This window comes from Myxococcus eversor (genome assembly GCF_010894455.1).
Taxonomy (GTDB): Bacteria; Myxococcota; Myxococcia; order Myxococcales; family Myxococcaceae; genus Myxococcus; species Myxococcus eversor.
This window is the reverse complement of the sequence record NZ_JAAIXY010000027.1, coordinates 121,169-146,259: the sequence shown is the minus strand read 5'-3', so window position 1 is coordinate 146,259 and position 25,091 is coordinate 121,169. Positions and strand designations below refer to the sequence as shown.

The window sequence follows — 25,091 nt, the reverse complement described above, 5'->3', positions numbered from 1 at the left end:
CGCGCCCGCCGAGGCACTGCGGACCGCCTCACGAGGCGCGGCCACGCCAGTGCCTGCGACGTGGCTCGCGAGCCCGCGCGTGGAGTTCGCGCCTGACTCAGGTACGCAATGCTCACGCGACCGGTGGCATCTCCGTCAGTCGCTCGGCCAGTTCCTTCGCGTCTGTCCGGGGTCGCTCGCAGGCGAAGCCCCGGCACAGGTACGCCGCCCCCTGCCCGCCCACCGGCTCGCGCCCCTCGAACAGCTCCTTGAGCAGCGCGGGCGCGGCCGTGCCCTCCTCCTTCCAGCCGAAGGCGAAGGTCGGTGCGTAGACGAGGTTCGCCGCGCTCAAGAGCGGCGCCACCGCGTCGCGCGAGCCAGCGAACATCACGCCCGCCGCGCCGTCCAGCAACGAGTCCGCCGCAAGCCCCAGGTAGCCATAGCCCATCGCATTGGCCACCAGTCCCTCGCGCATCTTCCCCACGTACTTCGCCGGCAGCTCCAGGTGTCGCTCGTTCCCCGTGAGCGCGGCCAGCGCCACCTGCGCCTCCGTCAGCGTGGACGCGCCAGAAGGAAACGCGTTGTCGAACAGGCCATACGTCGCCACCACCAGGTCCTTCTGGCCACGAGGCGCGGTGAAGTACGCCCGCTTCTCCTCGTCCCAGAACAACTCCACCGCGCGCTTCACCAGCGCCTCCGCCGCCTCCAGGTACTTCACGTCGAACGTGGCCTGATAGAGCGCGGTGAGCCCCGAGGCCAGGTCACCGTAGTCCTCCAGGAAGCCATCGATGCGCGCCTCGCCCTCCTGGTACGAGCGCGCCAGCCGCGTCCCGTCCCACATCTTCGCCAGCACGAAGTCCGCGGCGGACACCGCGAGCTTCGTCCAGTCCGGACGCTCGAAGACTCGCGCGGCGAGCGCCAGCCCGCGAATCATCAACCCGTTCCAGCCCGCCAGAATCTTGTCGTCGCGGCCCGGCTTCACCCGCTGCTCGCGCGCCAGGAACATCGCCCGACGCGCCTCCGCCAGCTCGCGCTCCACCTCCTCCACTGGAAGTCCCCGCTCGCGCGCCAGCAACTCCCCCGGAACCACGACTTCCAGCACCGTGGCGCCGTGCTCGAAGTTGCCCTGCGACGTGACGCGGAAGTGGCGCGTCACCAGCTCCGCGCGCTCCGGGGACAGCACCGCCTGGAGCTCCTCCGGGCGCCACACGAAGAACTTCCCCTCCTCCCCTTCGCTGTCCGCGTCCTGTGCCGCATAGAAGCCGCCGCCTGAGTCCGTCATCTCGCGGCGCACGTACTCCACCGACTCCTCCACCACCTTGCGCCACAGCGGCCGAGGCTCCACCTGCTGTGCTTCCGCGTACAGGTGCACGAGCTGCGCGTTGTCGTAGAGCATCTTCTCGAAGTGCGGCACCAACCAACGCGCGTCCACCGAGTAGCGATGGAACCCGCCGCCGAGCTGGTCATAGATGCCACCCAGCGCCATGCGCTCCAACGTGAGGAACACCGCGTCCCGCAGCGGCGCGCCGCCTCCGCGTCTCCATGCGCGCAGCAGCAGGGAGAAGTTCATCGGGTTGGGGAACTTGGGCGCGCCGCCGAAGCCGCCATGCACCAGGTCCACCTGCTGCACCATGCGCTTGCCCATCGCCACCACGTCCGCCGCCGTCAACACGCCGGGCGCCGCATCCAGGCCATACGCGGCCAGCTCGCCCAGCCCCTCCTCGAACTGCTCGGCCTGCCGCTTCACCTCCTCGCGCTTGTTCTCCCACGTGTCCCGCAGCGCCATCAGCAACCGGGGGAAGCCGGGGCGGCCGTAGCGGTCCTCGGGCGGGAAGTAGGTGCCGCCGTAGAAGGGCTTCAGGTCCGGCGTGAGGAAGACCGTGAGCGGCCAGCCCCCGCCCTGCCCCAACAGCTGCACCACGCCCTGGTAGATCTGGTCCAGGTCCGGCCGCTCCTCGCGGTCCACCTTGATGTTGATGAAGCCCTCGTTCATCAGCCGCGCCGTCTCCGGCGACTCGAAGGACTCGTGCGCCATCACGTGACACCAATGGCACGCGGAGTAGCCCACGGAGAGCAGGATGGGCTTGTCCTCCGCGCGGGCTCGCGCGAGCGCCTCGTCCCCCCAGGCGAACCAGTCCACGGGATTGCCGGCATGCTGACGCAGGTACGGCGACGGCTCCCGGGCCAGGCGGTTGGAGGAACCAGACGACGGAGGGTGGGAGGACATGCGGACTCCAAGCGAGGGACGGCGTCGGCACGGCATATGGAGCCTGGGAAAACAGGGCAAGCCCCAAGGGCACAACCCTCCACTGGAGGACGGGAGCAAGGTACGCTGGCCCCGAGACGTGAGCATGGTTTCCCCCGCCCCCGCCCCGCCCACCCCCGTCGGCCTCGCCCTCAAGACGTGTCTCGCCCTCACCGGCGTGGCCCTCGCCGTGCGCTGCGTGCTGGCGCTGGGCACCGACGTCTACTTCGACACCGCCTACTACTGGCAATGGGCGCAGCGGCTCGACTGGGGCTACTACGACCACCCGCCGCTCATCGCCTGGCTCATCGCCGCGTTCGGCATCCACGGCACGGCGCTCCTGTGCGGTGTCGGCACCCTGGCCGCCGTGTGGGGACTGGCCCGCGACGTGTACCAGAGCCGTGAAGCGGCCTGGCGCGCGGCGGCCCTGTGGAGCGTGGTTCCCGGAGGAATGGTGGCCGGAGTCTGGGCCACGCCCGACAGCGCGCTGCTCTTGTTCTGGACGCTGTCGCTGTGGGCGCTGTGGCGCGAGCGCTGGCTGTGGGCGGGGCTCGCCTCGGGCCTCGCGCTGCTGGCCAAGTTCCCCGCGGTGCTGCTGGGCTTGGCCTTCCTCGTCACCGCGCTGAAACTCAAGCGCCTGCCCCGGGGCGCCTGGGGCACGGGCGCGCTGGCGCTGTTGTTCCTCGCGCCGGTGCTGATGTGGAACGCGCGCCATGACTGGGTGGGAATCGCCTTCCAGCTCCGACATGGCCTCGAGGGCCAGGGTGGATGGAAGACACTGGGCGAGTTCGTCGGAGGCCAGTTCGCCTTCGGAGGCCCTGTCCTCTTCCCGCTCGCGCTGGTGTACGCGCTCAAGGGCCCTCGCGAGCACCTCCTGCTGCGCATGGCTGCCCTCGTGCCCCTGCTGTTCTTCGGCTACGCGTCGTCGCGCGCGCGCGGCGAGGTCAACTGGACGACCATGGCCTACCTCTCCGTGTGCATCGGCGTGGCGGGCATGCGGCGACCCTGGCAGCGCGCGGCGGCGTTCTCCGGCCTCGCGGTGGTGCTCGCGGTGACGCTGCACCTGTTCTTCCCCGTGGTGAGCTTCAAGCGAGATACAGCCCTGTGGCGCACGCACGGTTGGGACGTGCTGAGCGCGCTGTCCACCCCGGAGAAGCTCTTTCCCCAGATGAAGCCCGGAGACGTGGTCGCCGTGTACGCCGGCAACTACCAGCTCGCCTCCCAGATTGCCCGCTACGCGGGAGTCCCCGTCGGAACCGCGGGCCTGGTGCGCTTCAGCCAATATGACGTGTGGCCCGAGCCGCATGTGCCCCCAGGAAAAGATGTGCTCTGGGTGGAAGAGGACGGGCCGCTCCCGCCCGAGGCATTGACAGACCGCTTCGAGGCCATGGACGAAGTCGTTGAACTGGAAGGAACTTTCCAGGGCCGCCGTCTGCATTTCTTTCGGGTGTGGTGGGTGCGGGGCAAAAAGCCCTGACCTCTCCCGAGGGGCATGACAACTCTTCCAGAAGGCGAAGGGCCTGGCTCAGGACGGAATCGTGGGCCCGAAGACGTGGGGCGCATTGAATGCCGGAGGCGCGAAGCCGCCCTCCAAGCCGCCGCAGCAGGGGACGAAGGGCACGGCGGAAGCATTCGTGCAGAAGGCGCTCGCGCAAAAGGGAGACAGGTATGTCTTTGGCGCGGAGACCCACCTGGATGACCCCAACCCGTCGAAGTTCGACTGCTCGGAGCTGGTGCAGTGGGCGGCCCATCAGGAGGGCGTCTCCGTCCCCGACGGCACGATGAACCAGGTGCCGTACTACAACAGAAGGGCACCACCATCTCCGTGGCGGAGGCCCTGCGCACGCGCGGCGCGCTGCTGTACCGGCCCGGCCACGTGGCCATCAGCCTGGGCGACAGGCGCACCATCGAGGCGCGGGGCAGCGCCTACGGCGTGAACATCTTCAGCGCCAACGGGCGTGGCTGGACGTCCGGCGCGCTCATCCCGGGCCTCAAGTACGGGTGAGCCGGACACCGCTCGTGGTGGGCGGGCCGCGATGAGCCGGACACCGCGCGGTGGGCGGACCTCGATGAGCCGGACACCGCGCGGTGGGCTGGCCTCGTCGAGGAGGGCGAGCCTCCCTGCTCACCGGGCGGCCCGGGCCTCCTGGACGGCCGCTCGGCAACACACTCCCGCCGGCGCGCGCGGAAGGACCTCCGAAGCGTCTCGCGGGTGTAGAGTGCGGCCTCCGGCGCGCCCATGCTGCCGGAAGTGCTCCGCATGGACCTCACCCTCTTCCTCGTCGGTCTCCTCAAAGTGGTGCTGGGCGGCCTCGTCGCCGCGCTGGGCATCTGGCTCGCGCTGCGAGGCCTGAGCCGCATCCTCGGCACCAACCCGGTGGAGGAGCTGCGCCAGGGCAACACCGCCGCCGGCCTCGTCCACGCCACAAGCCTCGTGTCGCTGGGCATGCTGGTGCAGCACGCGGTGCAGGCCACGTCGGACGCGGTGGACCTCACCGTGCGCGCGCAGCCCTTCCATCCGATGCTCGCGGGCAAGCTCGTCGCCGTGGCGGCGCTGCACGTGGGCCTGTCCCTGGGTGTCGGCGTCGCGGTGCTCGCGCTGGGCATCCTCCTGTTCGACAGGATGACGCCCGGCATCGACGAGCTGGCCGAGGTGCGCAAGGGCAACGTGGCCGCCGCGCTCATCCTCTCCGCCATCCTGCTGGTGCTCGCGCTCCTGACGGCGCCGGGGCTCCAGGCGGCGCTCAACGGACTCATCCCCTTCCCCCAGCTTCCCGAGGGGACGATGCTCGCTCCCGGATGACGCGAGGGGCCTCGTCGCGACCATGTCCACCAGCTCCGGCATGAAGACGCTCTTCAAGCTGCTGCTCGGGTTGCTCGGGGCGGCGAGCTGCATGTGCTGCTGCGGCCTGGGGATGATGGGCCAGCTCGCCGAGTTGAACGTGCGCTCGCCCGTACCGGGCCTGCCCGCGGGCACGGGCGCGGTGGAGCTGGGCACCGTGCTCATCCCCCCGGACACCTCGCCTTCGCGCGCGCACACGTATGACTGGAGCGTGGAGACCCTCCACCCTCCGGGCAACCGGCTGACGTACGGCCTGGGCGACACGCTGGACGCGTGGCTGGAGGACCAGCACAAGGCCTTCGGACGCAGGCTGCGCTATCGCTCGCTCGGCGGGGAGCGCTTCACATATCAGCCTCCGCGCGGCTGCTCGGCCGACATGCGGTGCATCTACGAGGAGCTGATCCGCAGCAACGCGGGGCCCGTGAAGGCGCTGGGCGAGCGCTTCGTCGCGTCCGCGCGCGAGCGGAACCTGGACTCCGCGCAGGCCGCGCAGCTCATCCTCAACTTCGTGCAGCGCATCCACTACGAGCTGCCCGTGGACGAGCCCTTCGGCATCATCCCCCCCGCGCTGGTGCCCGCGCGCAACAAGGGCGACTGCGACTCCAAGGCGGTGCTCGCGGTGATGTTGCTGCGACAGGTGGGCATCGACGCGGTGATTCTCTACTCGGACCCGCTGGCCCACGCGGCGGTGGGCGTGGGCCTGCCGGGCACGGGCACCCGCATGCGCCACGGTGGACGCACCTACCAGTACGCGGAAGTCACGGCCGAGGGCTGGCCGGTGGGCATGATTCCGCCCAAGTACGACAAGCCCCGGCTGTGGCGGGTGATGGCGCTGGAGCCCAGCACCTCCGGCTAACGCGCCTCCGACACAGAGGACGCGGTGAGCACGTCGCGCAGATAGCGCTCGTACGCCTCCTTCATCGGCAGCTCCGAGTCCACCCCGAGCCGGCGGCGCGTCGTCAGCTGACGTGAGCCATCTCGTGGGTCCACGCCCTCCTTCGTGTACTGCTCCCAACGGATGGCGGAGCCCCGACGCTGCCAGAGCGCCAGCTCGTTGAAGTTGATGCCCCGCTGGAAGAGCAGCTCGTGCTTGAAGGACACCGGCCTTCCGTCCAGCTCGCGCGTGGCCTGCGCCGCGCTCATCCGGGTCCCACATCTCGCTCCTCCTTCCAGTCCTCGACGCTGAAGCCGCCGTCCGCGGCCCAGCTCACGTGGTACAGCGAATCGAAACCTTCCTCGAGGCTCGGCCGCCGCAGCTGCTTCACCGTGGCGAACAGCGCCACCTCCGGCACCCGGGCCCGCCCCTCGCGCTTCGCGTTCCGGGCCAGGCAGTCCGCGAGCCTCGACTCGAAGTAGAAGCCGAGGACGCGCGCGCCCCGTTCATGCCCCAGCGCGATGAGCGGCATGCGCTGCTCCGGCGTGGGGTGCGTGTTGTCCACCACCACTGAACGCCCCGCGCCCAGCGCCTCGACGATGAGCCGACGCTGCCGGGCCTCCTTGCGTCGCGCGTGAGGCCACAGGTCCTTGCTCACCAGCACGTGCGTGTCCGCGAAGCGGCGCTGGAAGAAGCGGCTCTTGCCGGAGGCCTGTAACCCGATGAAGAGGATGAGTTCCATGACGGAGCCCTTCCGGACGCGACGCCCGCTCCTCGGCTGACGCTCCGTGCGGGGTGCACTCCCGGGCTCACGCCCGCCCCTGGAACGGGAGACCTCCAAGGGCATGCCGCTCCCAGCGCACGCGTCTACCCAAACCCGGCCGCGATGTGAGGCATTGCACAGCCGACCCAGCCCGCACCTCGATTGTGTTGCCCTGAACCGATTATCTCGATTAACAATTAAATCTCGAATTACACAAATTCAAGAACTGTCGTAATCCACCGCTCGCACTGGAGCAGGTCGCGGTGGACGCAACACGAAGCGCAACCCGAACAGGAGACACCGCATGGAAACCCCCTTCTCGTCGTATGCGGGACGCTGGCGTCGGCTCTCTGTCATGGCCCTGGGCTGGGGCCTCATCGCACCGCTGCCGGTGCTCGCTGCTTCGAAGTCACCGTCACGCATGGGCATCGAGCGCGCGTCGTCGCTTCCCGCGCGAATCGTCGACACCCAGGCCGCGAGCGCCGCGCGTCCCGCCACGGGCCTCGCCGCCACGGTGAGCGGCCGTTACACGCTCGTCACGGGCGCAGGCCACGTGTTCCACCGCACGGACAACACCGTCCAGGGGCTGCGGACGCTCGGCGTTCCGAAGACGCAGCTCCAGCTCCATGTCTGGCAGGAGGAGGGCGCGGACGGAAAGCGCCAGGACTTCTTCGCCTACAGCCGGGGCGGCACGGAGCTGGTGGGCCGCGCCATGGCCACCACCCACGAAGTGCGCCTGGCACACGTGACGTTCGACCCGCTGAGCGCGCAGGTGCCCCTGGTGGCGGGCCTGCTGGCGGCGGACGCGGAGAACACGCTGTCGCTCGTGCAGCTCCACGCGACGCCGCTGCCGGAGCTGCGCGAAGCCCTGGAGCGCGAGGGCGGCAAGGTGCTGCGCTTCCTCACGGACCACACCTTCCTGGTGGAGATGGACGCGGACACCCGAAAGCGCGTGGCGGAGCTGCCCTTCGTGCGCTGGGTGGGGCCGTACCATCCCGAGTACCGCGTGGAAGGCTTCCTGCGCGAAGCCCTGACGGGGCGCTCGGCGCGGCTGGAGCCGCAGCGCTACTCCATCATGGTGGGCGAGCGCGGCGCGGCCCGGCAGGGTGAAGTCGCGGAGACGGTGCGCGAGCTGGGCGGCACGGTGGAGCTCGTCGAGGCCGGTGGCCTGCGCGTGGAGGCCACGCTCACCCAGCCGCAGCTGGAGCGGCTCGTGCGCTCCAATGCGGTGCAGTACATCGACCGCTGGGGCGGGCCGGGTGAAGTGGACATGAACAATGTGCGCACGGTGGGAGGCGCCAACTACCTGGAGACGAACAAGTCCTGGACGGGCCAGGGTGTGCGCGGGGAAATCTTCGACACCGAGCTGCGCACGACGCACCAGGAGTGGGCCAACCCGCCCCTCATCCACAGCACGTCCGCCGCCGGCAGCGCGCACGGGACGAGCTGCTACAGCATCAACTTCGCCAAGGGCGTGGACGGCACCGCGCGGGGCCTCCTGCCCGACGGCCAGGGCATCTTCTTCCTCTACAGCGAGTCCAGCCAATTCGGCGGCCCCAAGTCCCGCTACGACATCAACCGCGAGCTGACGGACCCGGCGGGCCCCTATCGCGCCGTGTTCCAGACGTCGAGCGTGGGCAGCACGCTGGGCACCGCGTACACCACCATCTCCGCCGAGGTGGACGATTACCTGTTCAAGTACCCCATCCTCAGCACCCAGTCGCAGAGCAACGCCGGCACGCGCAACTCGCGGCCCCAGGCGTGGGCGAAGAACATCGTCTCCGTGGGCGGCTTCTACCACTACGACAACGCCAACCCCGGCGATGACCGGTGGAACGGCGGCGCCAGCATCGGCCCCGCGGCGGACGGGCGCATCAAGCCGGACCTCGCGTTCTTCTATGACGCGGTCCGCTCGGCCAACAACACGAGCAACAACTCGTACTACAACTTCAGCGGCACCAGCGCGGCCACCCCACAGACGTCGGGCCACTTCGGGCTCCTGTTCCAGATGTGGCACGAGGGCGTGTGGGCCGGCTTCGGTGGCGGAACGGATGTCTTCGCCAGCCGCCCGAAGATGTCCACCGCCAAGGCGTTGATGATCAACCTGGCGTCCCGCTACGAGTGGCCCCTGGGTGGCACCAACGGCGACCTGACGCGCGTGCGCCAGGGCTGGGGACACGCGAACCTGGAGCGCCTGCACACGCGCGCCGCGGAGACGAGCATCATCAACGAGACGGACACCCTGCTTCCACTGGGCATCAAGTCCTACTCCGTCGCCGTTCCCCAGGGTCAGAAGGAGTTCAACGTCACCCTCGTCTACACGGACCCGGCGGGCACCGTGGGCGCCGCGCAGGCGCGCATCAATGACTTGTCGGTGCGCGTGACGTCGCCGTCGGGCGTCATCTACTGGGGCAACAACGGGCTGTCCGCGGGCAACGTCTCCACGTCCGGCGGCGTCTCCAACAAGGTGGACACCGTGGAGAACGTCTTCATCCGCGAGCCCGCGGCGGGCACCTGGAAGGTGGACGTGCTGGGCGACGAGATTGTCCAGGACACGAACCCGGCGACGCGCGCCATCGACGCCGTGTACGCGCTCGTGGTGAGCGGCGGCCTCATCCAGCCGTAGTCGTCCCCCGACGACGGGAGGGCCGGTGCTCCAGCTTGCACACGGGGCACCGGCCCGCCGCCCACGGCCTGACACGACAACATCCGAGACACTGGCCGTCGCCGCGTCCGGATGGCATGACAAGGGCCCATGGCCCGTGACGTCTCCTTCTTCGACCAGCTCGGCTCACTGCTCTCCAAGGAGCGCGAGGCCGAGAAAGCCCGCCTGGCCACCCTCGCCGAGGGCCTGTCCCTCCACGAGCGCGAGGAACAGGGCCTGTCCGTCCTCGACTTGGAGACGGTGGAGGAGGAGGTCGGCCTGGGTGGCCGCGTCCTGCTCACCCTGGCCCGGGCCGACCGCGCGCGGCTGCCCTCACGCCTGCACAACGGCGACCTCGTGGCGGTGTTCCCCCGCCGCGCCGAGGTGAGCGAGCCCGCCAAGGCGCTCGTCTCGCGCGCCAGCGCCACGCGCCTCCAGCTCGCCTTCGACCGCTCGCCGCCGCCGTACGTGCACGAGGGCCTCTTGCGGCTGGACGTCGTCCCCAACGACATCACCTACGAGCGGATGCGCAACGGGCTCCAGCGCGTGAAGGCGATGGACAAGGGCCTGGAGCGCCGCAAGCGCGAAGTCCTCCTCGGCAACGAGCCTCCGCGCACCGACACGCCCCGCCCCTTCGAGGCCGGCCGTCCCCTCAACCCGGAGCAACTGGACGCGGTGGGACGCGCGCTCGCCGCCGAGGACTTCTTCCTGGTCCACGGCCCGCCGGGCACCGGCAAGTCCACCGTGCTGGCGGAGGTCGCGGCGCAAGCCGTGGCTCGGGGCCAGCGCCTGTTGTGCACCGCCGCGAGCAACGCCGCCGTGGACCACCTGTTGGACTTGTGTCTGGCCCAGGGTCTGCGAGCGATTCGCGTGGGCCACCCCGCCCGCGTCGCCGCCCGGCTCCAGGAACACACGCTGGACATCGTCGTGGAGGAGCACCCGGACCGCATCATCTCGCGAGACCTCTTCGACGAGGCGTTCTCCCTCCTGGGCTACGCGCGACGCCAGCGCACCCAGGGCCGCAGCCGCGAGCGCTTCTCCAACGCGCGCGCCTCCACGACGGAGGCCAAGGCGATGCTCGACGAGGCCCGCGCGCTGGAGCGCAAGGCGGTGCGCGCCGTGCTGGCCAACGCGGACGTCGTCTGCGTCACGCTCGCGAGCCTCGAGTCCAACGTGCTCTCCGGTGAGAAGTTCGACCTGGCGCTGCTCGACGAGGCCACCCAGGCCACCGAGCCGCTCGCCCTGCTGGGCTTCCTGCGCGCGCCCATCGTCATCCTCGCCGGAGACCCGCAGCAGCTCCCTCCCACCGTGCTGTCGCAGGAGGCCGCCCGCGCGGGCCTCGCGGTGAGCCTCTTCGAGCGGCTGCTCGCGGACCACGGCGACGGCGTCAAGCGCATGCTGCGCGAGCAGTACCGGATGAACACGCGCATCATGGACTTCCCCTCGCGCGAGATGTACGGCGGCGCGCTGCGCGCCCACCCCTCCGTCGCGGACCGCACGCTCGCGGACGTCCTGCCTCCCGACACGCAGTTGGACGCCCCGCCCGTCCTCTTCCTCGACACCGCGGGCAAGGGCTTCGACGAGGAGGTGGAGCCCACCACCCGCAGCCTCTTCAACACCGGCGAGGCGGACCTCATCGAGGCCCGCGCCCGCGCGCTCCTCGCGGCCGGACTGTCGCAGCGCGAGCTCGCGGTGATTACGCCCTACAGCGCCCAGGCCCACCGCCTGCGCGAGCGGATGGAGTCCTTCGCCCCCGACGTGGAAGTCGACACGGTGGACGCGTTCCAGGGCCGGGAGAAGGACGCCATCCTCGTCTCCCTCACCCGCTCCAACAGCGAGGGCCAGGTCGGCTTCCTCAACGACCTGCGCCGGATGAACGTCGCCCTCACCCGCGCCCGCCGGCACCTCTTCGTCGTGGGCGACTCCGCCACCCTCAGCGGTCATCCCTTCTACGCGCGCTTCATCGAAGGGACTCAAACGACCGAGGGCTATCGCTCCGCCTGGGAGTGGCCGGACGCCCTCTGAACATCCAATCCCTCTCAGTGATACAGGTCTCAACCGACCCAGCCCTGGGGTACTACGCAAGGGCTGTCAGGGTCATGATCCAAAATTTGTCGCAACGGCGAACCAAATTTGTCACCTGACCCTACCCGTGCGGGGTGTAGGGCCCGGATATCGGGCATTTGGCTCCAAACCTGTTGTCGGGCACGAGACGTGCTTGTGCCCCAGGGTGGGGAGGAACCGCCACATGTCTCAGCGGCCGAATGTCACGAAGGAAAACGACGTCTGGGTACTCCGTATCGAGAAGGAGAACGGGAGGATCCAGGAGTATCGCTGTGCCACGGAGAACCAGGCGCGACAGCTCGCGCTGGTGATGTCCAAGCCCGATACCGGGGCGCCTCCGAGGCCGCCCACGCCGCCGCGCTAGAGACAGGACTCACGCTGGGGTAAGCCACGGGGAGGAGCCGCCCCGTGTCCACCCCGCTCGAATCCCGCTTCGTCGATGCCCAGGGCCTGCGCCTTCACGTGCGCTGGCGTCCGGGTCCCGACACCGCGCCCGCCGTGCTGTTCCTCCACGGCTGGCTGGACCACTCCCACAGCTTCGACGGTGTCCTGGAGCACGTGCCCGCCGACTGGCGCGTGGCGCTGCTCGACTTCCGCGGCATGGGGCAGAGCGCGCACGCGCCGCCCGAGGCCCACTACCAATCCGGCGACCTCCTCCTCGATATAGAGGCCGCGCTGGACGGGCTGGGGCTGACGCGCGCCCACCTGGTGGGCCACTCGCTGGGCGGCATCATCGCGCTGACGTACGCGGCCGTGCGGCCGGAGCGGGTGCTCGGCCTGTCGCTCATCGAAAGCCTGGGCCCCAGCGGCGGGCCGCCCGAAGTCGCCGTGGAGCGGCTGCGAGGTTTCCTGAATGACTCGCGCCGGCCCCCGAATCGCAAGCGCTACCCGGATGTCGCGTCCGCCGCCGGGCGACTGCGCGAGAACAACCCCTCCTTGCCGGAGGCCGCCGCCTTGCATCTGGCCCGGCATGGCACCGAGCCATACGAAGGGGGGGTGGCCTTCACGTTCGACTCACGACACCGGCGTCGCTTCGCGCAGGGGTACGACGAAGCACAGTGGCTCGCCCTCCAGGCCGCCCTCACCTGCCCGGTGCAGCTCATCCGCGGCCAGGACGGCCTGTGGCCTGACGCCCCGAAGCTGGACGCGCGGGTGGCGGCCCTGCGCACCCTCGTCGCACCGCCGCTGATGATTCCTGGTGGACATCACGTGCACATGGAACGGCCCGCCGAAGTCGCTCGCATGCTCCGCGACTTCATCCGCTGAAGGCCCCGCACCGGTCAGAACACCTGGAAAAGTCTTTCACCTTCCAGGGTAACTCCGTTCCACCTGACGCCCACGGCGGCGACTGCGCATCCCAACCCCTTGAATTCAGGACACCGTCCTCGTCCTTTCGGTTGGTATGCGAATTGGAATAGGGGAAGCCGGCGGATCACGCACCGGACCCAGACGGGTGCGTGTGGGGAGAAGGGTGAGGAGCGGACAATGGGGATGGGGTTGAGGGGGCGAGTCCTCGCGATGGCGGTACTCGTCGCCACTGGACTGGTTGGCTGCCACGAGGGGAATGAAACCCGCGCGGTGCAGGCGACAGCAGTGGTGGACATGGACGTGCTCGACTTCGGCGAGGTGCCGGTGGGCGAGTGGCGGGAGCGAGAGGTGCGCATCCGCAATGTCGGCTATGTGCCCTTCTTCGCCATCGAGGCGTTGCCCATCATCGGCAACCCCTCGTACGAGGTGGAGCTGGCGGATGGCGGCGGCCGGGTGATGCCGGGCGAGTCGCATCTGGTGCGCGTGCGCTTCCACCCGCTGGGTGAAGGCGTGACGGAGGAGACGGTCTACGTCTCCACCGACGCGAACCAGGGCGCGCAGGCGCAGGTGCGAGTCACCGGCCTGGGCACGCCCACGCAAATCATCATCGACCCGCCGGTGCTCGACTACGAGACGCTGGAGGTGGACAGCGAGCGCAACCTGGAGGTCACCGTCACCAATCCGGTGGACCTGCCGTTGACGCTGGCGGTGCACGGCGACTGGCCGGACCCCTTCACGCCGGACACCATCACCATTCCGCCGCTGTCCTCGCGCAAGGTGAGCACGCAGTACCTGCCGCGCGCGCTGGGGGCCATGGACGCTCGGCTGGAGGTGCGCTCGTGCGAGACGTGCACCGCGACGGTGGTGGACCTCAAGGGCAACTCGGTGGCCACCGCCTTCGTGTTCGACCCGGCGCCGGTGCCCTTCGATTTGATTCCAGTGCATGAGCGCACGCAGTCCTTCACGCGAGCGCGCAACATCACCTGGCGGCCCGTCACCATCTCGCAGCTCATCACCAGCGACCACGCCTTCGTGCCGCTCTCCAAGCCGGAGGGCTCCACGGTGGCGCCGGGCGAGGTGGTGGAGCTGAAGATGGAGTTCGCCGCGCGCTTCTCCGGCCCCAACGTGGGCGACCTCAAGGTGAACTACGCGTCCGACAAGCCTCGGCAGTCAGAGGTCATCCTGGACGCTCGGGGCGGCCGGCCCACCCTGGCGGTGACGCCGGTGGCGCTGGACTTCGGCGAGCTGCCGGTGGGCGGCAAGGTGGAGAAGGTCATCCGCATCACCAACGCGGGCACCAACGGCTCGCTGCGCTTCGTGGGCGTGGTCTCGGACGGCGCCAGCAACCAGTTCAACGTGGACGTGCCCACGCGCGGCACGCAGCGCTATCCGTGGACGGCGGGCGCGTGGCCCGCGCTGGACTCCGGCGGCCTGGAAATCGCGCCGGGCAACGACGCCCTGGAGCTGAAGGTCTACTTCGAGCCGACGTCGGAGGGCACCTTCCAGGCGCGGCTGCGCGTGCGCTCGGACGACCTCTTCAACGCGGAGCGCGAGGTCATCCTGACGGGCCGGGCGCGCACCAGCGGGCCTTGCGTGTACGAGCTGTTGCCCCAGCCGGTGATGGACTTCGGCAACGTGGTGCCGGGCCGGGGCGCGGTGCTGGGCTTCTACTTCCGCAACCCGGGACGCGCGGAGTGCGCGGTGAAGGACGTGCACCTGTCCAACGACGCGAACGGCGCCTTCTTCATGCCGGGCGGCAAGCTCACCGGTGGCGTGGTGCTCTACGATACGGCCTTCAGCGCCATGGTGGCCTTCCGGCCCTCGGCCGAGGGTGAGTACACGGGCGAGCTGAAGCTGACAGTGAACAACCCGGCGGCGCCCACGGTGACGCTGCCCCTCAAGGGTGTGTCCAAGGCGAGCTGCCTGGTCGCCACGCCCTCGTACGTGGACTTCGGCGCCATCCGCTACGACTGCGCCGCGGCGCCGCGCAAGACGTACATCTCCAACCGGTGCAGTGAGCCCATCACCGTGACGGGCGCCGACATCGGCAATGGCACGAGCACGCAGTTCTCGCTGCTGACGCCCATCACCCAGCCGCGCACGCTCCTGGCCGGCGAGGGCTTCGAGCTGGAGGTGGACTACGCGCGCAACGTGCTGGGTCAGCACTACACGCCCATGTACCTGCGCGCCGCGAACGAGGCCGCGCCGTTCCTGGTGCCGCTGATTGGCGAGACGAACCACGAGGGCATCCAGGTGGACCGCTACACGCAGGGCACCGACAGCCAGCTCGACGTGCTCTTCGTGGTCTCCAACACGACGACGATGGACCCGTACCAGGAGCGCCTGAAGTCGGCGATTCCCGGCTGGCTGGACTACGCGCGGCAGCAGAACGTGGACGTGCGCGTGGGTGTCACCAGCACGGGCCTGGTGCAGCGCGGGCCGCAGTGTGGTGGCGGCGCCAACGGTGGCGAGGCCGGGCGCCTGTTCCCGGTGGACGGCAACCGCGCGCGGGTGCTCTCCAGCAACAGCCCCAACGCGGCGGCGGGGCTCCAGGCCAACATCGACGTGGGCCTGTGCCACAACCTGGTGCAGGGCCTGGAGACGATGCGCCAGGCGCTCTCCGCGCCGCTGTCCGAGCAGACGGACGACCCGCGCACCGCGCAGCCCAACGACGGCAACTGGGGCTTCACCCGGCCGGCGGCGCGGATGGCCGTGGTGGTGCTGGCGGACGAGGACGACAACTCGGGCTTCGTGCCGGACAGCTACATCCAGTTCCTCCAGACGCTGAAGGGCACGGGCATGTCACACCGCAGCCAGCTCTACGCGCTGGTGCCCACCGACACCCGCTGCACCACGGCTGGTGGAGACGCGGACCGGTTCGCGGAAGTCGCCCGCGGGACGGGCGGCCGGGCGGAGTCCATCTGCGAGGGCGACTACCGGCCCCTCCTGGACTCGGTCATCCAGCGCGCGGGAGACCTGCAGGCGGACTTCCCGCTGACGGCCCAGCCCGCGGGCGCCGCGGAGATGACGGTGCGCGTGCAGGGCCAGCCGGTGCCGGACACCCAGTGGACGTATGACGGGGCCGCGAACACCATCGTCTTCGGGGGCGCGGCGGTGCCGACGCCCGGACAGACGGTGGAGGTGCGCTACCGCAGCGTCTGCAAGGTCCCTCCCACCGCTCCCTGAGGTCGCCGAGGTACAAGCGCCCCGCATCCACCTGGATGCGGGGCGCGGTCGTCTCCGGGGAAATGACGCGGCGCGGGCTTCCGCATGTGGGCCCCACGCGGCTATCGTGGCCCCGACGTGGAGACATTCGGCCGCTACGAGCTGTTGCGGAAAATCGCCATCGGCGGGATGGGCGCCGTCTATCTCGCTCGGCAGAAGGGGCCGGTGGGCTTCCAGAAGCTGCTGGTGGTGAAGCGGCTGTTGCCCCACCTGTCCGAGGATGACGAGTTCATCGAGATGTTCCTCGACGAGGGGCGCATCGCCGCGCACCTCAACCACCCGAACATCGCCCAGATTTATGACTTGGGTGACGTGGACGGGCAGTACTTCATCGCCATGGAGTACGTGCATGGCGAGGCGGTGGGGCCCCTGGGACTCAGGGCCCAGCAGCGCAAGCTGTCGATTCCGCTGGCGCTCAAGTGCCGCATCATCGCGGACGCGGCGGCGGGGTTGGATGCGGCGCACAACGCGCGCAGTCCGTCGGGCCGCAAGCTGGCGTTGATCCACCGGGACGTGTCACCGCAGAACGTGCTCGTCGGCTACAACGGCGGCGTCAAGCTCATCGACTTCGGGGTGGCGAAGGCGTCCGGGAAGTTCTCCCAGACGGTGGTCGGCACCATCAAGGGCAAGCACGCGTACATGTCCCCGGAGCAGGCGCGGGGCGAGCCGTTGGACCATCGCTCCGACATCTTCGGACTGGGCACGGTGTTCTACGAGCTCCTGACGCACCAGCGCCTGTTCAAGCGGGACACGGAGATCGCCACGCTCAAGGCGGTGGTGGGGACGAAGATTGTCCCGCCGTCGGAGATTTCGGCGGACATCCCGAAGGAGCTGGACGCGATTGTGCTCAAGGCGCTGGCGCGCAAGCGCGACGAGCGCTTCGCATCGGCGGGCGAGGTGCAGCTCGCGCTGGATGAGTTCCTCGTGCAGCACAAGCTGCACGCGACGCCAGCGCACCTCGCGGCCTTCATGCAGGACACGTATTCGGAGGAGCTGGAGGAGGAGCGGCTCGCCGCCGAGCCCACCGTCATCCACTACGACCCGCGCATCGCCGCCCGACAGCAGGCCGCGGCGGCAGCGGCGGCGGGTGACACGGGCAACTCCGCGCCGAAGGCCGCGCCGCGCACCGCGTCCGCGCCTCCACGCAAGCCAGGCGCCTCCTCACCCTCGGCGCCCGCCCTGCCCTCCAAGACTCCGGGAGGCGGCGTGTCCGCGTCGTCGACCACGCCCATGGGGCCCAAGCGCGCGGGAGCGGGTTCCTCGACGACGGCCGCGCCCGTTCCGCGAGGCCAGGGCACCAACAGCGGGTCGCCCGCTCCGACGGCTCCGGCCAAGGGCGGCACGGGCTCCGGCAAGGCGCCCTCGCCTCCTCCTGGCCGGACAGGTGCCGCGAGGCCCGCCGACAGCGGCTCCGCGCCCAAGCGCGTGCCGCCGCGCGGCGGTGGCTCTCACGGTGAGCCCGAAGGCGACTGACGGCTCAGCGGCTCCGGCCGTCGAACTGCATCGTCTTCACGGTGCCCAGGTCCAGGCCATCCAGGCAGCGCACGTTGATGGCGGCCATCTCCGCGCCATCCGGGCCCACGCCGCGCGCGAAGGAGCGCACGCCACACTTCGAGCAGAAGAGGTGGTGGATGACGTTCTTGTTGAATTGGTAGTCCGTGAGGGCCGCGTCGCCGGAGCGCAGCGTGAACTCCGACACCGGGACGAAGCTCAACATGGAGCCCGTCTTCTGACAGATGGAACAGTTGCACGTTATCGCGGGCTGGGAGAGGTCCAGCTTCACCTCGTACCGCACCTGCCCGCAGTGACAGCCGCCCTGGTAGTTCTTGAGGTCGCTCATGCGCGGCATCCTGCACCGGCTCGCTGGAGCCACCCACGCGAAATCGCGCGCCGCGGCGCGCTACAGGCTCGCGAGCGCCACGCGGTACAGCGCGCGGTAGCCCATGCGAGGCGAGGGCTCGAAGCGCTCCGCGTTGAAGATGTCCTTCAACAGCGACACGCCCTCCGGCGAGGACTGCAAGCCCAGCAGCGTCGACTCCAGCGTCGTCACCAACTGCGGCTGAAGCCCCATGGCCACCGGCACCCCGTCATTGGGCGCCTCGTCCGTGTACGCAATCAGCTCGAAGCGGCGCCCCGCGCCCGTGCCCAGCACGTCCTCCACGCCGGTGCTGTACGTCAGCCCCGTGGAGGACGGCGGACAGAAGACGCTCGTCACGTCCGCCTTGCCGTCCAGCACCGACTCCAGCGCGCCCTGATAGGAGCCCGTGAAGTGCTGCGCGAAGAAGGCCCGCGCCGGCTCCAGCCCCTGCGCCTTCAGGTACGCGGTGGGCAACAGGTAGCCCGCCACCGAATCCCGGTCCACCCACGCCGCCGTGGTGCCCTTGAGGCGCTCCACCGACAGCCCCGCCCCCGCCCGGCACACCAGCGCCGAGCGATAGGACGACATGCCCCTGCGCACCCCACGCACCACCACCCGCACGCCCATGGCCTCCATCCGCGCGCAGACGAAGGGAGGCGCCCAGGCCGCGTCCGCGCGCCCGGAGAGCAAATCCTTGGCGAGCGTCTCGTAGCTGGACGCGACGCTCACCTCCACCAGCTTGCCCAGCGCCCTCTGGAGGAAGGCCGCCAGCCGGTCCGCGCGCTCCCGCGCCATCTCGCTGCCCAGGGACGGCGGCAGCCCGAAGCGGAAGGAGTGCCTGGAGGTGGAAGGGACTTGAAGGGTCATGCTGCCCCCCTGATTACCCCTCCCTGCCCAGTCGCGCCACTTCGTCGTCGGCGAGACCGAACGTCGCCTGGAGCATGTCCAGGATGCGCTGCTCCGGAACGCTGGGCTCGCCGCCCGCGTGGGCGATTTTCGTGGCCAGCCGGAACGCCTTCACCCGCTGGGCGTGCGTCGTCAGGCCGTGCGCCAGGACATGGAGTCGCTGGGGCAGCCCTTCCGCGGACAGCGCCGCCACCGACTCGCTCACGAAGCTCTGCGCGCGCTCCGGGCTGACGTTCTCGAAGAGGGGGTCCGCCGCGAAGCTCTCCACCAGCGCCCGGGCCTCGGCCTCCTTCAGCCGCCCGTCCGCCGCGCTCACCAGCACCATGACCTCCGCGTACAGCCGCTCCAGCGGCTCGCCCAGGGCCTCCGCCAGGCTGCCGCCGTTCTCGATGACGTCGATGATCTGGGCGACCTCGTCCTCGGAGATGCCCAGCGCGGCCTGGAACGTCTTGAGCAGCCCCAGCTCCGTGCGCGTGGCCCGCTGGTCCGCCAGCGCCACCGCCGCCGCCAGCCCGAAGGCCAGCATCCGGTTCTTGTGGTCCGGCAGCCGACGCCGGAGCGACGAGAGCACGTCCTCCAAGTCTCGCGCCTCGGACAGCCGCGCCGCGCTGGACTCCACCAGCGCGTTGAGCTCCTCCGGACGCGTGCCCTCGAACTCCGGCCGCTCCAACACGCGGCTGAGCAACGTCTGCATCTCCCGCTGAGACACACGGCCGTCGGCCATCGCCGCCAGCAACATCGCCTCCACCAGCGCGGCGTTACGCTCCTTGCGCGCGCTCACTGCCTGCTCTCGAGCCATGGACTGGCTCCCCCTTGCGTGTCCTGCGTGTCTTGAGTGGGCGCCACCGCCACTCCCGCCTCGCTCGCGTTCAGCGGGTCGGGGTTGAGCGCCCTGTCCATCAGGTGCGACGGCCGCACGTTGGCCATCGCGTTGAGAAGGCTCTGCCGGACGTTGGGAATCTCCTTGCCCAGGTCCTCCACCAGCCGCTGCATCCGCTTGCGCTGGAGGTTCTCCTGCGTGCCGCACAAGTCGCAGGGGATGATGGGGAAGGCCTTCAGCTCCGCGAACTTCGCGATGTCCTTCTCCGGCGCGTAGCACAGCGGCCGGATGACCACGTTGCGCCCGTCATCGCTCTTGAGCAACGGCGGCATCGCCTTGATGGAGCCGGCGAAGAACATGTTGAGCAGGAGCGTGTGGATGAGGTCGTCGCGGTGGTGGCCCAGGGCAATCTTGGTGCACCCCAGCTCCACCGCCGCCGTGTAGAGGATGCCCCGCCGCATGCGCGAGCACACCGCGCACTGCGTCTTCCCGGGCGGCGTCTTCTCCAGGACGATGCTGTACGTGTCCTCCTTGAGGAGCTTGTAGTCGTAGCCCTCTCGCTGGAAGTACTCCTCCAGGACGTGTCCCGGAAATCCAGGATGTCCCTGATCCAGGTTCACCGCGAGCAGGTCGAACTTCACCGGCGCGCGGCGCTGCAGCTCCCGGAGCAGGTAGAGCATGGTGTAGGAGTCCTTGCCTCCGGACACACCCACCATGATGCGGTCCCCGTCCTCGATGAGGCGGTGGTCCGCGATGGCTCGGCCCATGTGGCCAAGCAGACTCTTTTCCAGGCGCTGGACGTCATTCATCGGCGTGGCCATCCTAGCGGCGGCCCGGGAAAAAACACGTCATTCAGGCGGTCCGGTCCGCTAGCCTGCCCAGCTCGATGCCTACCTACCCGCAGGGTGACGTGGACGTGGTGGATTCCGCCGGGGCCCAGAGCGCCCTCCAGAAGCTGGAGGCGGCCCGCGAGCTGGCCGTGGACCTGGAGGCCGACTCCATGCACGCCTTCCGCGCCCGGTTGTGCTTCCTCCAGGTCGCCACCGACGAGGACGTCTTCCTCTTCGACACGCTCCAGCCCGGCGTGGAGGCCCGGCTGCTCGCCCCGCTGCTGGCCGACCCGGAGCGCACCAAGTACTTCCACGCGGCCCAGGGCGACTTGCAGTTCCTGGCCGAGGGCGGGGTGCGGGTGCGGGGCCTGTTCGACACGCACCGGGCCGCGACGCTGCTGGGCTGGCCCAAGGTCGGACTGGCGGACGTGGCCCGGGAGAAGCTGGGCGTGGAGCTGCCGAAGGAGCATCAGCAGTCCGACTTCTCGCTGCGCCCCCTGCCCCCGGGCATGCACACCTACATCGCCAACGACGTGCGCTACCTGTGCGAGCTGGGCCGGCAGGTGCGTGAGTCGTGCCGCGAGGCGGGCATCCTGGAAGAGGTGGTGCTGGACTGCGACAGGCTCTGTGACGAAGCCGTGGCCCGGCCCGACGTGGGCGCGGACTTCAAGCCCAAGCTGCCGCGCTCGGGGCTGTCCCCCACGCAGCTGACGCTGGCGAACGCCATCGCGCACGCGCTGCACCGCAAGCGACTGGAGTGGGCGGAGCAGGAGAACATCCCCATGGGGCGCATGCTCTCCAACATGGCGCTGGCGGACATCGCCACGCGGCTGCCCTCCACGCCCAAGGACCTGGCGCGCGCGGCGGGCGTGCGAGGCGCCTTCGTGCGCGCCCATGGTGACGAGGTGCTCGCCATCGTCCGCGTGCAGTTGGAGAAGTCGCGCAACGGCGAGCTGCCCCAGGAGCGGGAGAACAAGGGCCCCAAGGACACCAACCGCCGCAAGCGCGAGGACGCCCTCAAGGCCTTCCGCGTGGAGAAGGCCACCGAGCGCAAGGTGACGCCCAGCGTGGTGCTCACCAATCCGCTGATGGACGCGCTGCTCGCGCAGCCTCCCGGGAATCTGGAGGAGCTGGCCCAGGTGCCCTACTTCGGTGACAAGCGGTTGCAGCTCTACGGCCCCGCCCTCATCGAACTCCTGGCCGCCTTCCCCGTCGTCGGTGGCTGAGCGCCGCGCTGTCACGCCACCGCGTCACATCTGACACCTCGTGGAAGCACTACCGTCTCCCGGGCGGCAATGATGGAATGCCCCCCGTCACGAGTCGCCCTTGGTCTGGCGGACGGAGCTTCCCGATGCGGTTCGGACACCCTGGCGCGGTCATCGCCCTGCTGCTGACGCTGCTCCACGCGGGCTGCGTCAGCGGCTCGCGTGAAGTGGCCTCGCGGGCGCCCCCACCCGTGGCTCGAGCACCTGTCGCACCGCCCCCCGTCGAGGACACCCGCGTCCTGTCGCCACCGGGCCTGCGCCTCGACTGGAGCGCACGGCCCACGCGCCAGACGGTGACGCTGGAGCTGGACCCTCGGAAGGAGACCTTCCGGGGCACCGTGGACGTGGAGCTGTCGCTGTCGGAGCCCACGCGCACGCTGTGGCTGCACGCCTCCGAGCTGACCGTGAGCCAGAGCCACTTCCAGGTGGGGGACACGCGCGTGTCGACGGAGGCGCTGCCCGTCGGTGACGACCTGCTCGCCTTCGTCGCGCGCGAGCCGCTTCCCGCGGGCCACGTCACGCTGCACGTCGAGTATTCGGGCCGCGCGTACGACAAGGAGGACAGCGGCGTCTTCCGCGAGCAGGAGAGCGGGAACTGGTACGCGATGACGCAGTTCCAGCCGCTGTACGCGCGGCGCGCCTTCCCCTGCTTCGACGAGCCCGCCTTCAAGATTCCCTGGGTGCTGAGCTTGCGCGTGCGCGCGGAGGACTCCGCCTTCGCCAACACCCCCGTGCGCTCCGAGGAGCCGGGGACGGACGGCTGGAAGACGGTGCGCTTCCAGACGACGCAGCCTCTGCCCACGTACCTGGTGGCCTTCGCGGTGGGGCCCTTCGAGTCGGTGGACGCGGGGAAGGCGGGACAGAACGGCGTGCCGGTGCGCATCGTCGTGCCCAGGGGCCGCGCGGCGGAGACGACCTGGGCCGCCTCCGTCACCCCGCCGCTGCTCTCGGAGCTGGAGACGTGGTTCGGCACGCCCTACCCCTACCCGAAGCTGGACGTGCTCGCGGTGCCGGGACTCCTGGGCGGAGCGATGGAGCACCCGGGCCTCATCACCTTCGGCGCGCCGCTGGTGCTCGCCGAGCCCGGCAAGGACACCGTGTGGCGACAGCGCGGCTTCGCGGAGACGCAGGCGCACGAGCTGGCGCACCAGTGGTTCGGCAACCTCGTCACCCCCGCGTGGTGGGACGACCTGTGGCTCAACGAGTCCTTCGCGGACTGGCTCGCCTTCAAGGTGGTGAAGCGCTGGCGTCCGGAGTGGCGCGGAGACATCCGCCGCGTGGAGGCCCGAGGCCACGCCATGCGCGAGGACTGGCTCGTCACCGCGCGCAGCATCCGCCAGCCCATTGAAGCGCCCGGGGACATCCACAGCGCGTTCGACGGCATCACCTACGGCAAGGGCGCCGCCGTGCTCGCCATGTTCGAGTCCTGGGTGGGCGCCGAGGCCTTCCAGCGCGGCGTGCGCCACTATCTCCAGGCGCACGCGCGGGGCACCGCCACCACGGAGGACTTCTTCCAGGCGCTGTCGCTCGAGGCCGGCCGGGACGTCGCGCCCGTGTTCTCCTCGTTCCTGGACCAGCCCGGCGTGCCTCTGGTGGCGATGACGCTCCAGTGCCCCAAGGACGGCCCGCCACGGCTCGCGCTGGAGCAGCGGCGCTACCTGCCGCTCGGGGCGAAGCAGGCGGAGGACTCGCGGCCCTGGCAGGTGCCGCTGTGCGTGCGCTACGCCGTGGGCGAGAAGGACGGCCGCGTCTGCACGGTGCTCACCGAGCCCACGGGCTCGCTGGAGCTGACCGAGGCGAAGGGCTGTCCGGACTGGGTCCATCCCAACGCGGAGGCGCGCGGCTACTATCATGCGTTGCTGCGCGGAGATGGGATGGAGCGGCTGACGCGACAGGGCGGCCGGCAGCTCACCGTTCCGGAGCGGCTGGTGCTGATGGCGGATGCCCAGGCGCTGCTCTCCAGCGGCGAGCTGGACGTGAGCCAGGCCCTCACGCTGGTGACGCGGCTGGGTGAAGGAGGCTCGGACCTGGTGAACAGCGCGGCGGGCGTGGTGGGCAGCGTGCACACGGACCTGGTTCCGGATGCGCTGCGTCCGCACCGGGCGCGCTTCGTGCGAGGGCTCTTCGGCGACCGCGCGCGCTCGGTGGGCTTCGTGTCCAGGCCCGGCGAGAGCGAAGACTTGAGGTTGATGCGCCCCACGCTGATGTGGATGGCGGCCAACGAGGGCGAGGACCCGAAGCTGCGCGCCGAGGCCCGTCGACTCACGCTGCGCTGGCTCGAGGACCGGACCTCCCTGCCTCCGGAGGACGCGGCCACGGTGCTCCAGTCCGCCGCGGTGGCCGGAGACGCCGCCCTGCACAAGAGACTGCGAGACGCCGCGCGCACCGCCACCACCGAGCAGGAGCGTGGACTGCTCTTCGGAGCGCTGGGCGGATTCCGCGACGCGGCGCTCGCGCGCGCCAGCCTGGAGCTGCTGCTGGACGCGAAGGTGGACACGCGCGAGGCGCTGGCCATCCTCTTCAGCCAGCTCTCGGAGACGCACACGCGAGAGGTGGCCTTCGCCTTCCTGCGCGAGCATTTCGACACGCTGCGCGAGCGGCTGCCCCGGGACATCTCCACGTGGCTGTTGTCGAGCGGCGCCTTCTTCTGCGACGCCAGGCACCGTGACGAGGTGGAGCGCTTCTTCGCCCCGCGCGCTCGCGACTTCGAGGGCGGAGAGCGCGCGCTGGCGCAGTCCCTGGAGCGCGTGGACCAGTGCATCGCCCAGCGCGAGGCCCTGCGGCCCGGCCTGACGCGGTTCCTCGCGCGCTACTGAAGTCAGCGCTTGCGCGCGAGCATCATCCCGTCGCGCACCGTCAGCAGCACCGGCTCCACGCGCGCATCCGCGACGACCTTCGCGTTGAAGGCCACCACCGCGTGGTCCTGCGCGGACTCCGGGCTCAGCACGCGCCCGGACCACAGCACGTTGTCCGCGACGAGCAACCCACCGGGACGCACCAGCGGCACCACCGCGTCCCAGTAGGCGCTGTAGTTCCCCTTGTCCGCGTCGATGAAGACCAGGTCGAACGGGCCCCGCAACGTCTTCACGGTTTCCAGGGCAGGCCCGAGTCGGAGCTGGATTTTCCGACCATTCGGACTGCGCGCGAAGAAGTCGCGGGCAATCTCGGCCGTCTCCGGATTGATGTCACAGGTGATGAGCTCTCCGTCGTCGGGGAGCCCGTCCGCCATCATCAACGCCGAGTATCCCGTGAAGGTCCCGATTTCCAGGACGCGTTTCGCACTGGTGAGCGAGACGAGCATTCTCAGGAAGGCGCCTTCCACGGGCCCGACCTGCATACCCGGAGAAGACGTGCGTGTCTGGGTGATGTCCTTGAGTTCCTCGAAGAGTCGCGCGGGTGCCGCGGTGTGCGTGCGAGCGTATTCTTCGATTTCGTCAGGGACGAGCGTGAGCTTGGGCATGGTGACCG

20 protein-coding genes are annotated in these 25,091 nt (G+C 69.9%); 12 read left to right on the top strand and 8 right to left on the bottom strand.

Features of this window, described 5'->3' with window-relative positions:
• Positions 1–112 precede the first annotated feature (112 nt).
• Entirely contained in the window at positions 113–2,206 is a 2,094-nt protein-coding gene (locus G4D83_RS39760) for a thioredoxin domain-containing protein (protein ID WP_163870145.1), read from the bottom strand.
• A 124-nt stretch (positions 2,207–2,330) separates the two neighbouring features.
• On the opposite strand from G4D83_RS39760, the gene G4D83_RS39755 reads away from it, so the two are divergent.
• The 4 genes from G4D83_RS39755 (at position 2,331) to G4D83_RS39740 (ending at position 5,922) form a co-directional block, all read left to right on the top strand.
• Positions 2,331–3,701: an ArnT family glycosyltransferase gene (locus tag G4D83_RS39755; RefSeq protein WP_163870144.1), complete on the top strand. Its 1,371-nt coding sequence runs from the start codon at positions 2,331–2,333 to the stop codon at positions 3,699–3,701.
• A gap of 348 nt (positions 3,702–4,049) precedes the next feature.
• The gene (locus tag G4D83_RS39750) at positions 4,050–4,229 is read left to right on the top strand and encodes a hypothetical protein (RefSeq protein ID WP_163870143.1); all 180 of its coding nucleotides are present in this window, start codon (positions 4,050–4,052) and stop codon (positions 4,227–4,229) included.
• A gap of 255 nt (positions 4,230–4,484) precedes the next feature.
• Complete coding sequence (locus G4D83_RS39745) at positions 4,485–5,027, top strand: DUF350 domain-containing protein (protein ID WP_163870142.1); 543 nt, start codon at positions 4,485–4,487, stop codon at positions 5,025–5,027.
• 22 nt (positions 5,028–5,049) lie between these two features.
• Entirely contained in the window at positions 5,050–5,922 is an 873-nt protein-coding gene (locus G4D83_RS39740) for a transglutaminase domain-containing protein (protein ID WP_240357081.1), read from the top strand.
• On the opposite strand, the gene G4D83_RS39735 is transcribed toward G4D83_RS39740, so the two are convergent.
• Positions 5,919–6,209, bottom strand: a complete 291-nt coding sequence (locus G4D83_RS39735; RefSeq protein WP_240357080.1) for a hypothetical protein — start codon at positions 6,207–6,209, stop codon at positions 5,919–5,921. The two genes, G4D83_RS39740 and G4D83_RS39735, sit on opposite strands and share 4 nt — an antisense overlap.
• Positions 6,206–6,682, bottom strand: coding sequence for an ATP-binding protein (locus G4D83_RS39730; protein WP_163870141.1), 477 nt, complete (start codon positions 6,680–6,682; stop codon positions 6,206–6,208). Before G4D83_RS39730 ends, G4D83_RS39735 begins: the two co-directional genes overlap by 4 nt.
• Before the next feature lie 325 nt (positions 6,683–7,007).
• Here G4D83_RS39730 and G4D83_RS39725 point away from each other — a divergent pair, with 325 nt between their 5' ends.
• The 6 genes from G4D83_RS39725 (at position 7,008) to G4D83_RS39700 (ending at position 17,417) form a co-directional block, all read left to right on the top strand.
• The gene (locus tag G4D83_RS39725) at positions 7,008–9,329 is read left to right on the top strand and encodes a S8 family serine peptidase (RefSeq protein ID WP_163870140.1); all 2,322 of its coding nucleotides are present in this window, start codon (positions 7,008–7,010) and stop codon (positions 9,327–9,329) included.
• Positions 9,330–9,458: 129 nt separating this feature from the next.
• Positions 9,459–11,372: an AAA domain-containing protein gene (locus G4D83_RS39720; protein WP_163870139.1), complete on the top strand. Its 1,914-nt coding sequence runs from the start codon at positions 9,459–9,461 to the stop codon at positions 11,370–11,372.
• Between the two features lie 223 nt (positions 11,373–11,595).
• A complete protein-coding gene (locus G4D83_RS39715) occupies positions 11,596–11,775 on the top strand; it encodes a hypothetical protein (protein ID WP_163870138.1) in 180 nt (59 codons plus the stop codon).
• Between the two features lie 44 nt (positions 11,776–11,819).
• The gene (locus G4D83_RS39710; protein WP_163870137.1) at positions 11,820–12,677 is read left to right on the top strand and encodes an alpha/beta fold hydrolase; all 858 of its coding nucleotides are present in this window, start codon (positions 11,820–11,822) and stop codon (positions 12,675–12,677) included.
• A 219-nt stretch (positions 12,678–12,896) separates the two neighbouring features.
• On the top strand, positions 12,897–15,905 hold the full coding sequence (locus tag G4D83_RS39705; protein ID WP_163870136.1) for a choice-of-anchor D domain-containing protein: 3,009 nt from the start codon (positions 12,897–12,899) through the stop codon (positions 15,903–15,905).
• 117 nt (positions 15,906–16,022) lie between these two features.
• Complete coding sequence (locus G4D83_RS39700; RefSeq protein WP_240357079.1) at positions 16,023–17,417, top strand: serine/threonine protein kinase; 1,395 nt, start codon at positions 16,023–16,025, stop codon at positions 17,415–17,417.
• Between the two features lie 4 nt (positions 17,418–17,421).
• Here the strand turns inward: G4D83_RS39700 and G4D83_RS39695 are convergent, their stop codons facing one another.
• From G4D83_RS39695 to ttcA, 4 genes are read right to left on the bottom strand one after another with little or no spacing between them, the layout of a single operon-like run.
• Complete coding sequence (locus tag G4D83_RS39695; RefSeq protein ID WP_163870135.1) at positions 17,422–17,784, bottom strand: GFA family protein; 363 nt, start codon at positions 17,782–17,784, stop codon at positions 17,422–17,424.
• A gap of 60 nt (positions 17,785–17,844) precedes the next feature.
• Positions 17,845–18,669, bottom strand: coding sequence for a phosphate/phosphite/phosphonate ABC transporter substrate-binding protein (locus G4D83_RS39690; RefSeq protein ID WP_163870134.1), 825 nt, complete (start codon positions 18,667–18,669; stop codon positions 17,845–17,847).
• Positions 18,670–18,682: 13 nt separating this feature from the next.
• A complete protein-coding gene (locus G4D83_RS39685) occupies positions 18,683–19,507 on the bottom strand; it encodes a tellurite resistance TerB family protein (RefSeq protein ID WP_163870133.1) in 825 nt (274 codons plus the stop codon).
• Complete coding sequence (gene ttcA, locus G4D83_RS39680; RefSeq protein WP_163870132.1) at positions 19,486–20,349, bottom strand: tRNA 2-thiocytidine(32) synthetase TtcA; 864 nt, start codon at positions 20,347–20,349, stop codon at positions 19,486–19,488. Before ttcA ends, G4D83_RS39685 begins: the two co-directional genes overlap by 22 nt.
• A 65-nt stretch (positions 20,350–20,414) precedes the next feature.
• Between ttcA and G4D83_RS39675 the strand changes: the two genes are divergently transcribed.
• Positions 20,415–21,584: a ribonuclease D gene (locus G4D83_RS39675; RefSeq protein WP_163870131.1), complete on the top strand. Its 1,170-nt coding sequence runs from the start codon at positions 20,415–20,417 to the stop codon at positions 21,582–21,584.
• Positions 21,585–21,709: 125 nt separating this feature from the next.
• Positions 21,710–24,439 carry a M1 family metallopeptidase gene (locus G4D83_RS39670; protein ID WP_163870130.1) on the top strand — a complete coding sequence of 910 codons (2,730 nt, stop codon included), beginning with the start codon at positions 21,710–21,712 and terminating at the stop codon, positions 24,437–24,439.
• Between the two features lie 2 nt (positions 24,440–24,441).
• On the opposite strand, the gene G4D83_RS39665 is transcribed toward G4D83_RS39670, so the two are convergent.
• Positions 24,442–25,083 (bottom strand): class I SAM-dependent methyltransferase, encoded by a 642-nt coding sequence (locus G4D83_RS39665; RefSeq protein WP_163870129.1) that lies wholly within the window; start codon positions 25,081–25,083, stop codon positions 24,442–24,444.
• Positions 25,084–25,091: the final 8 nt, after the last annotated feature.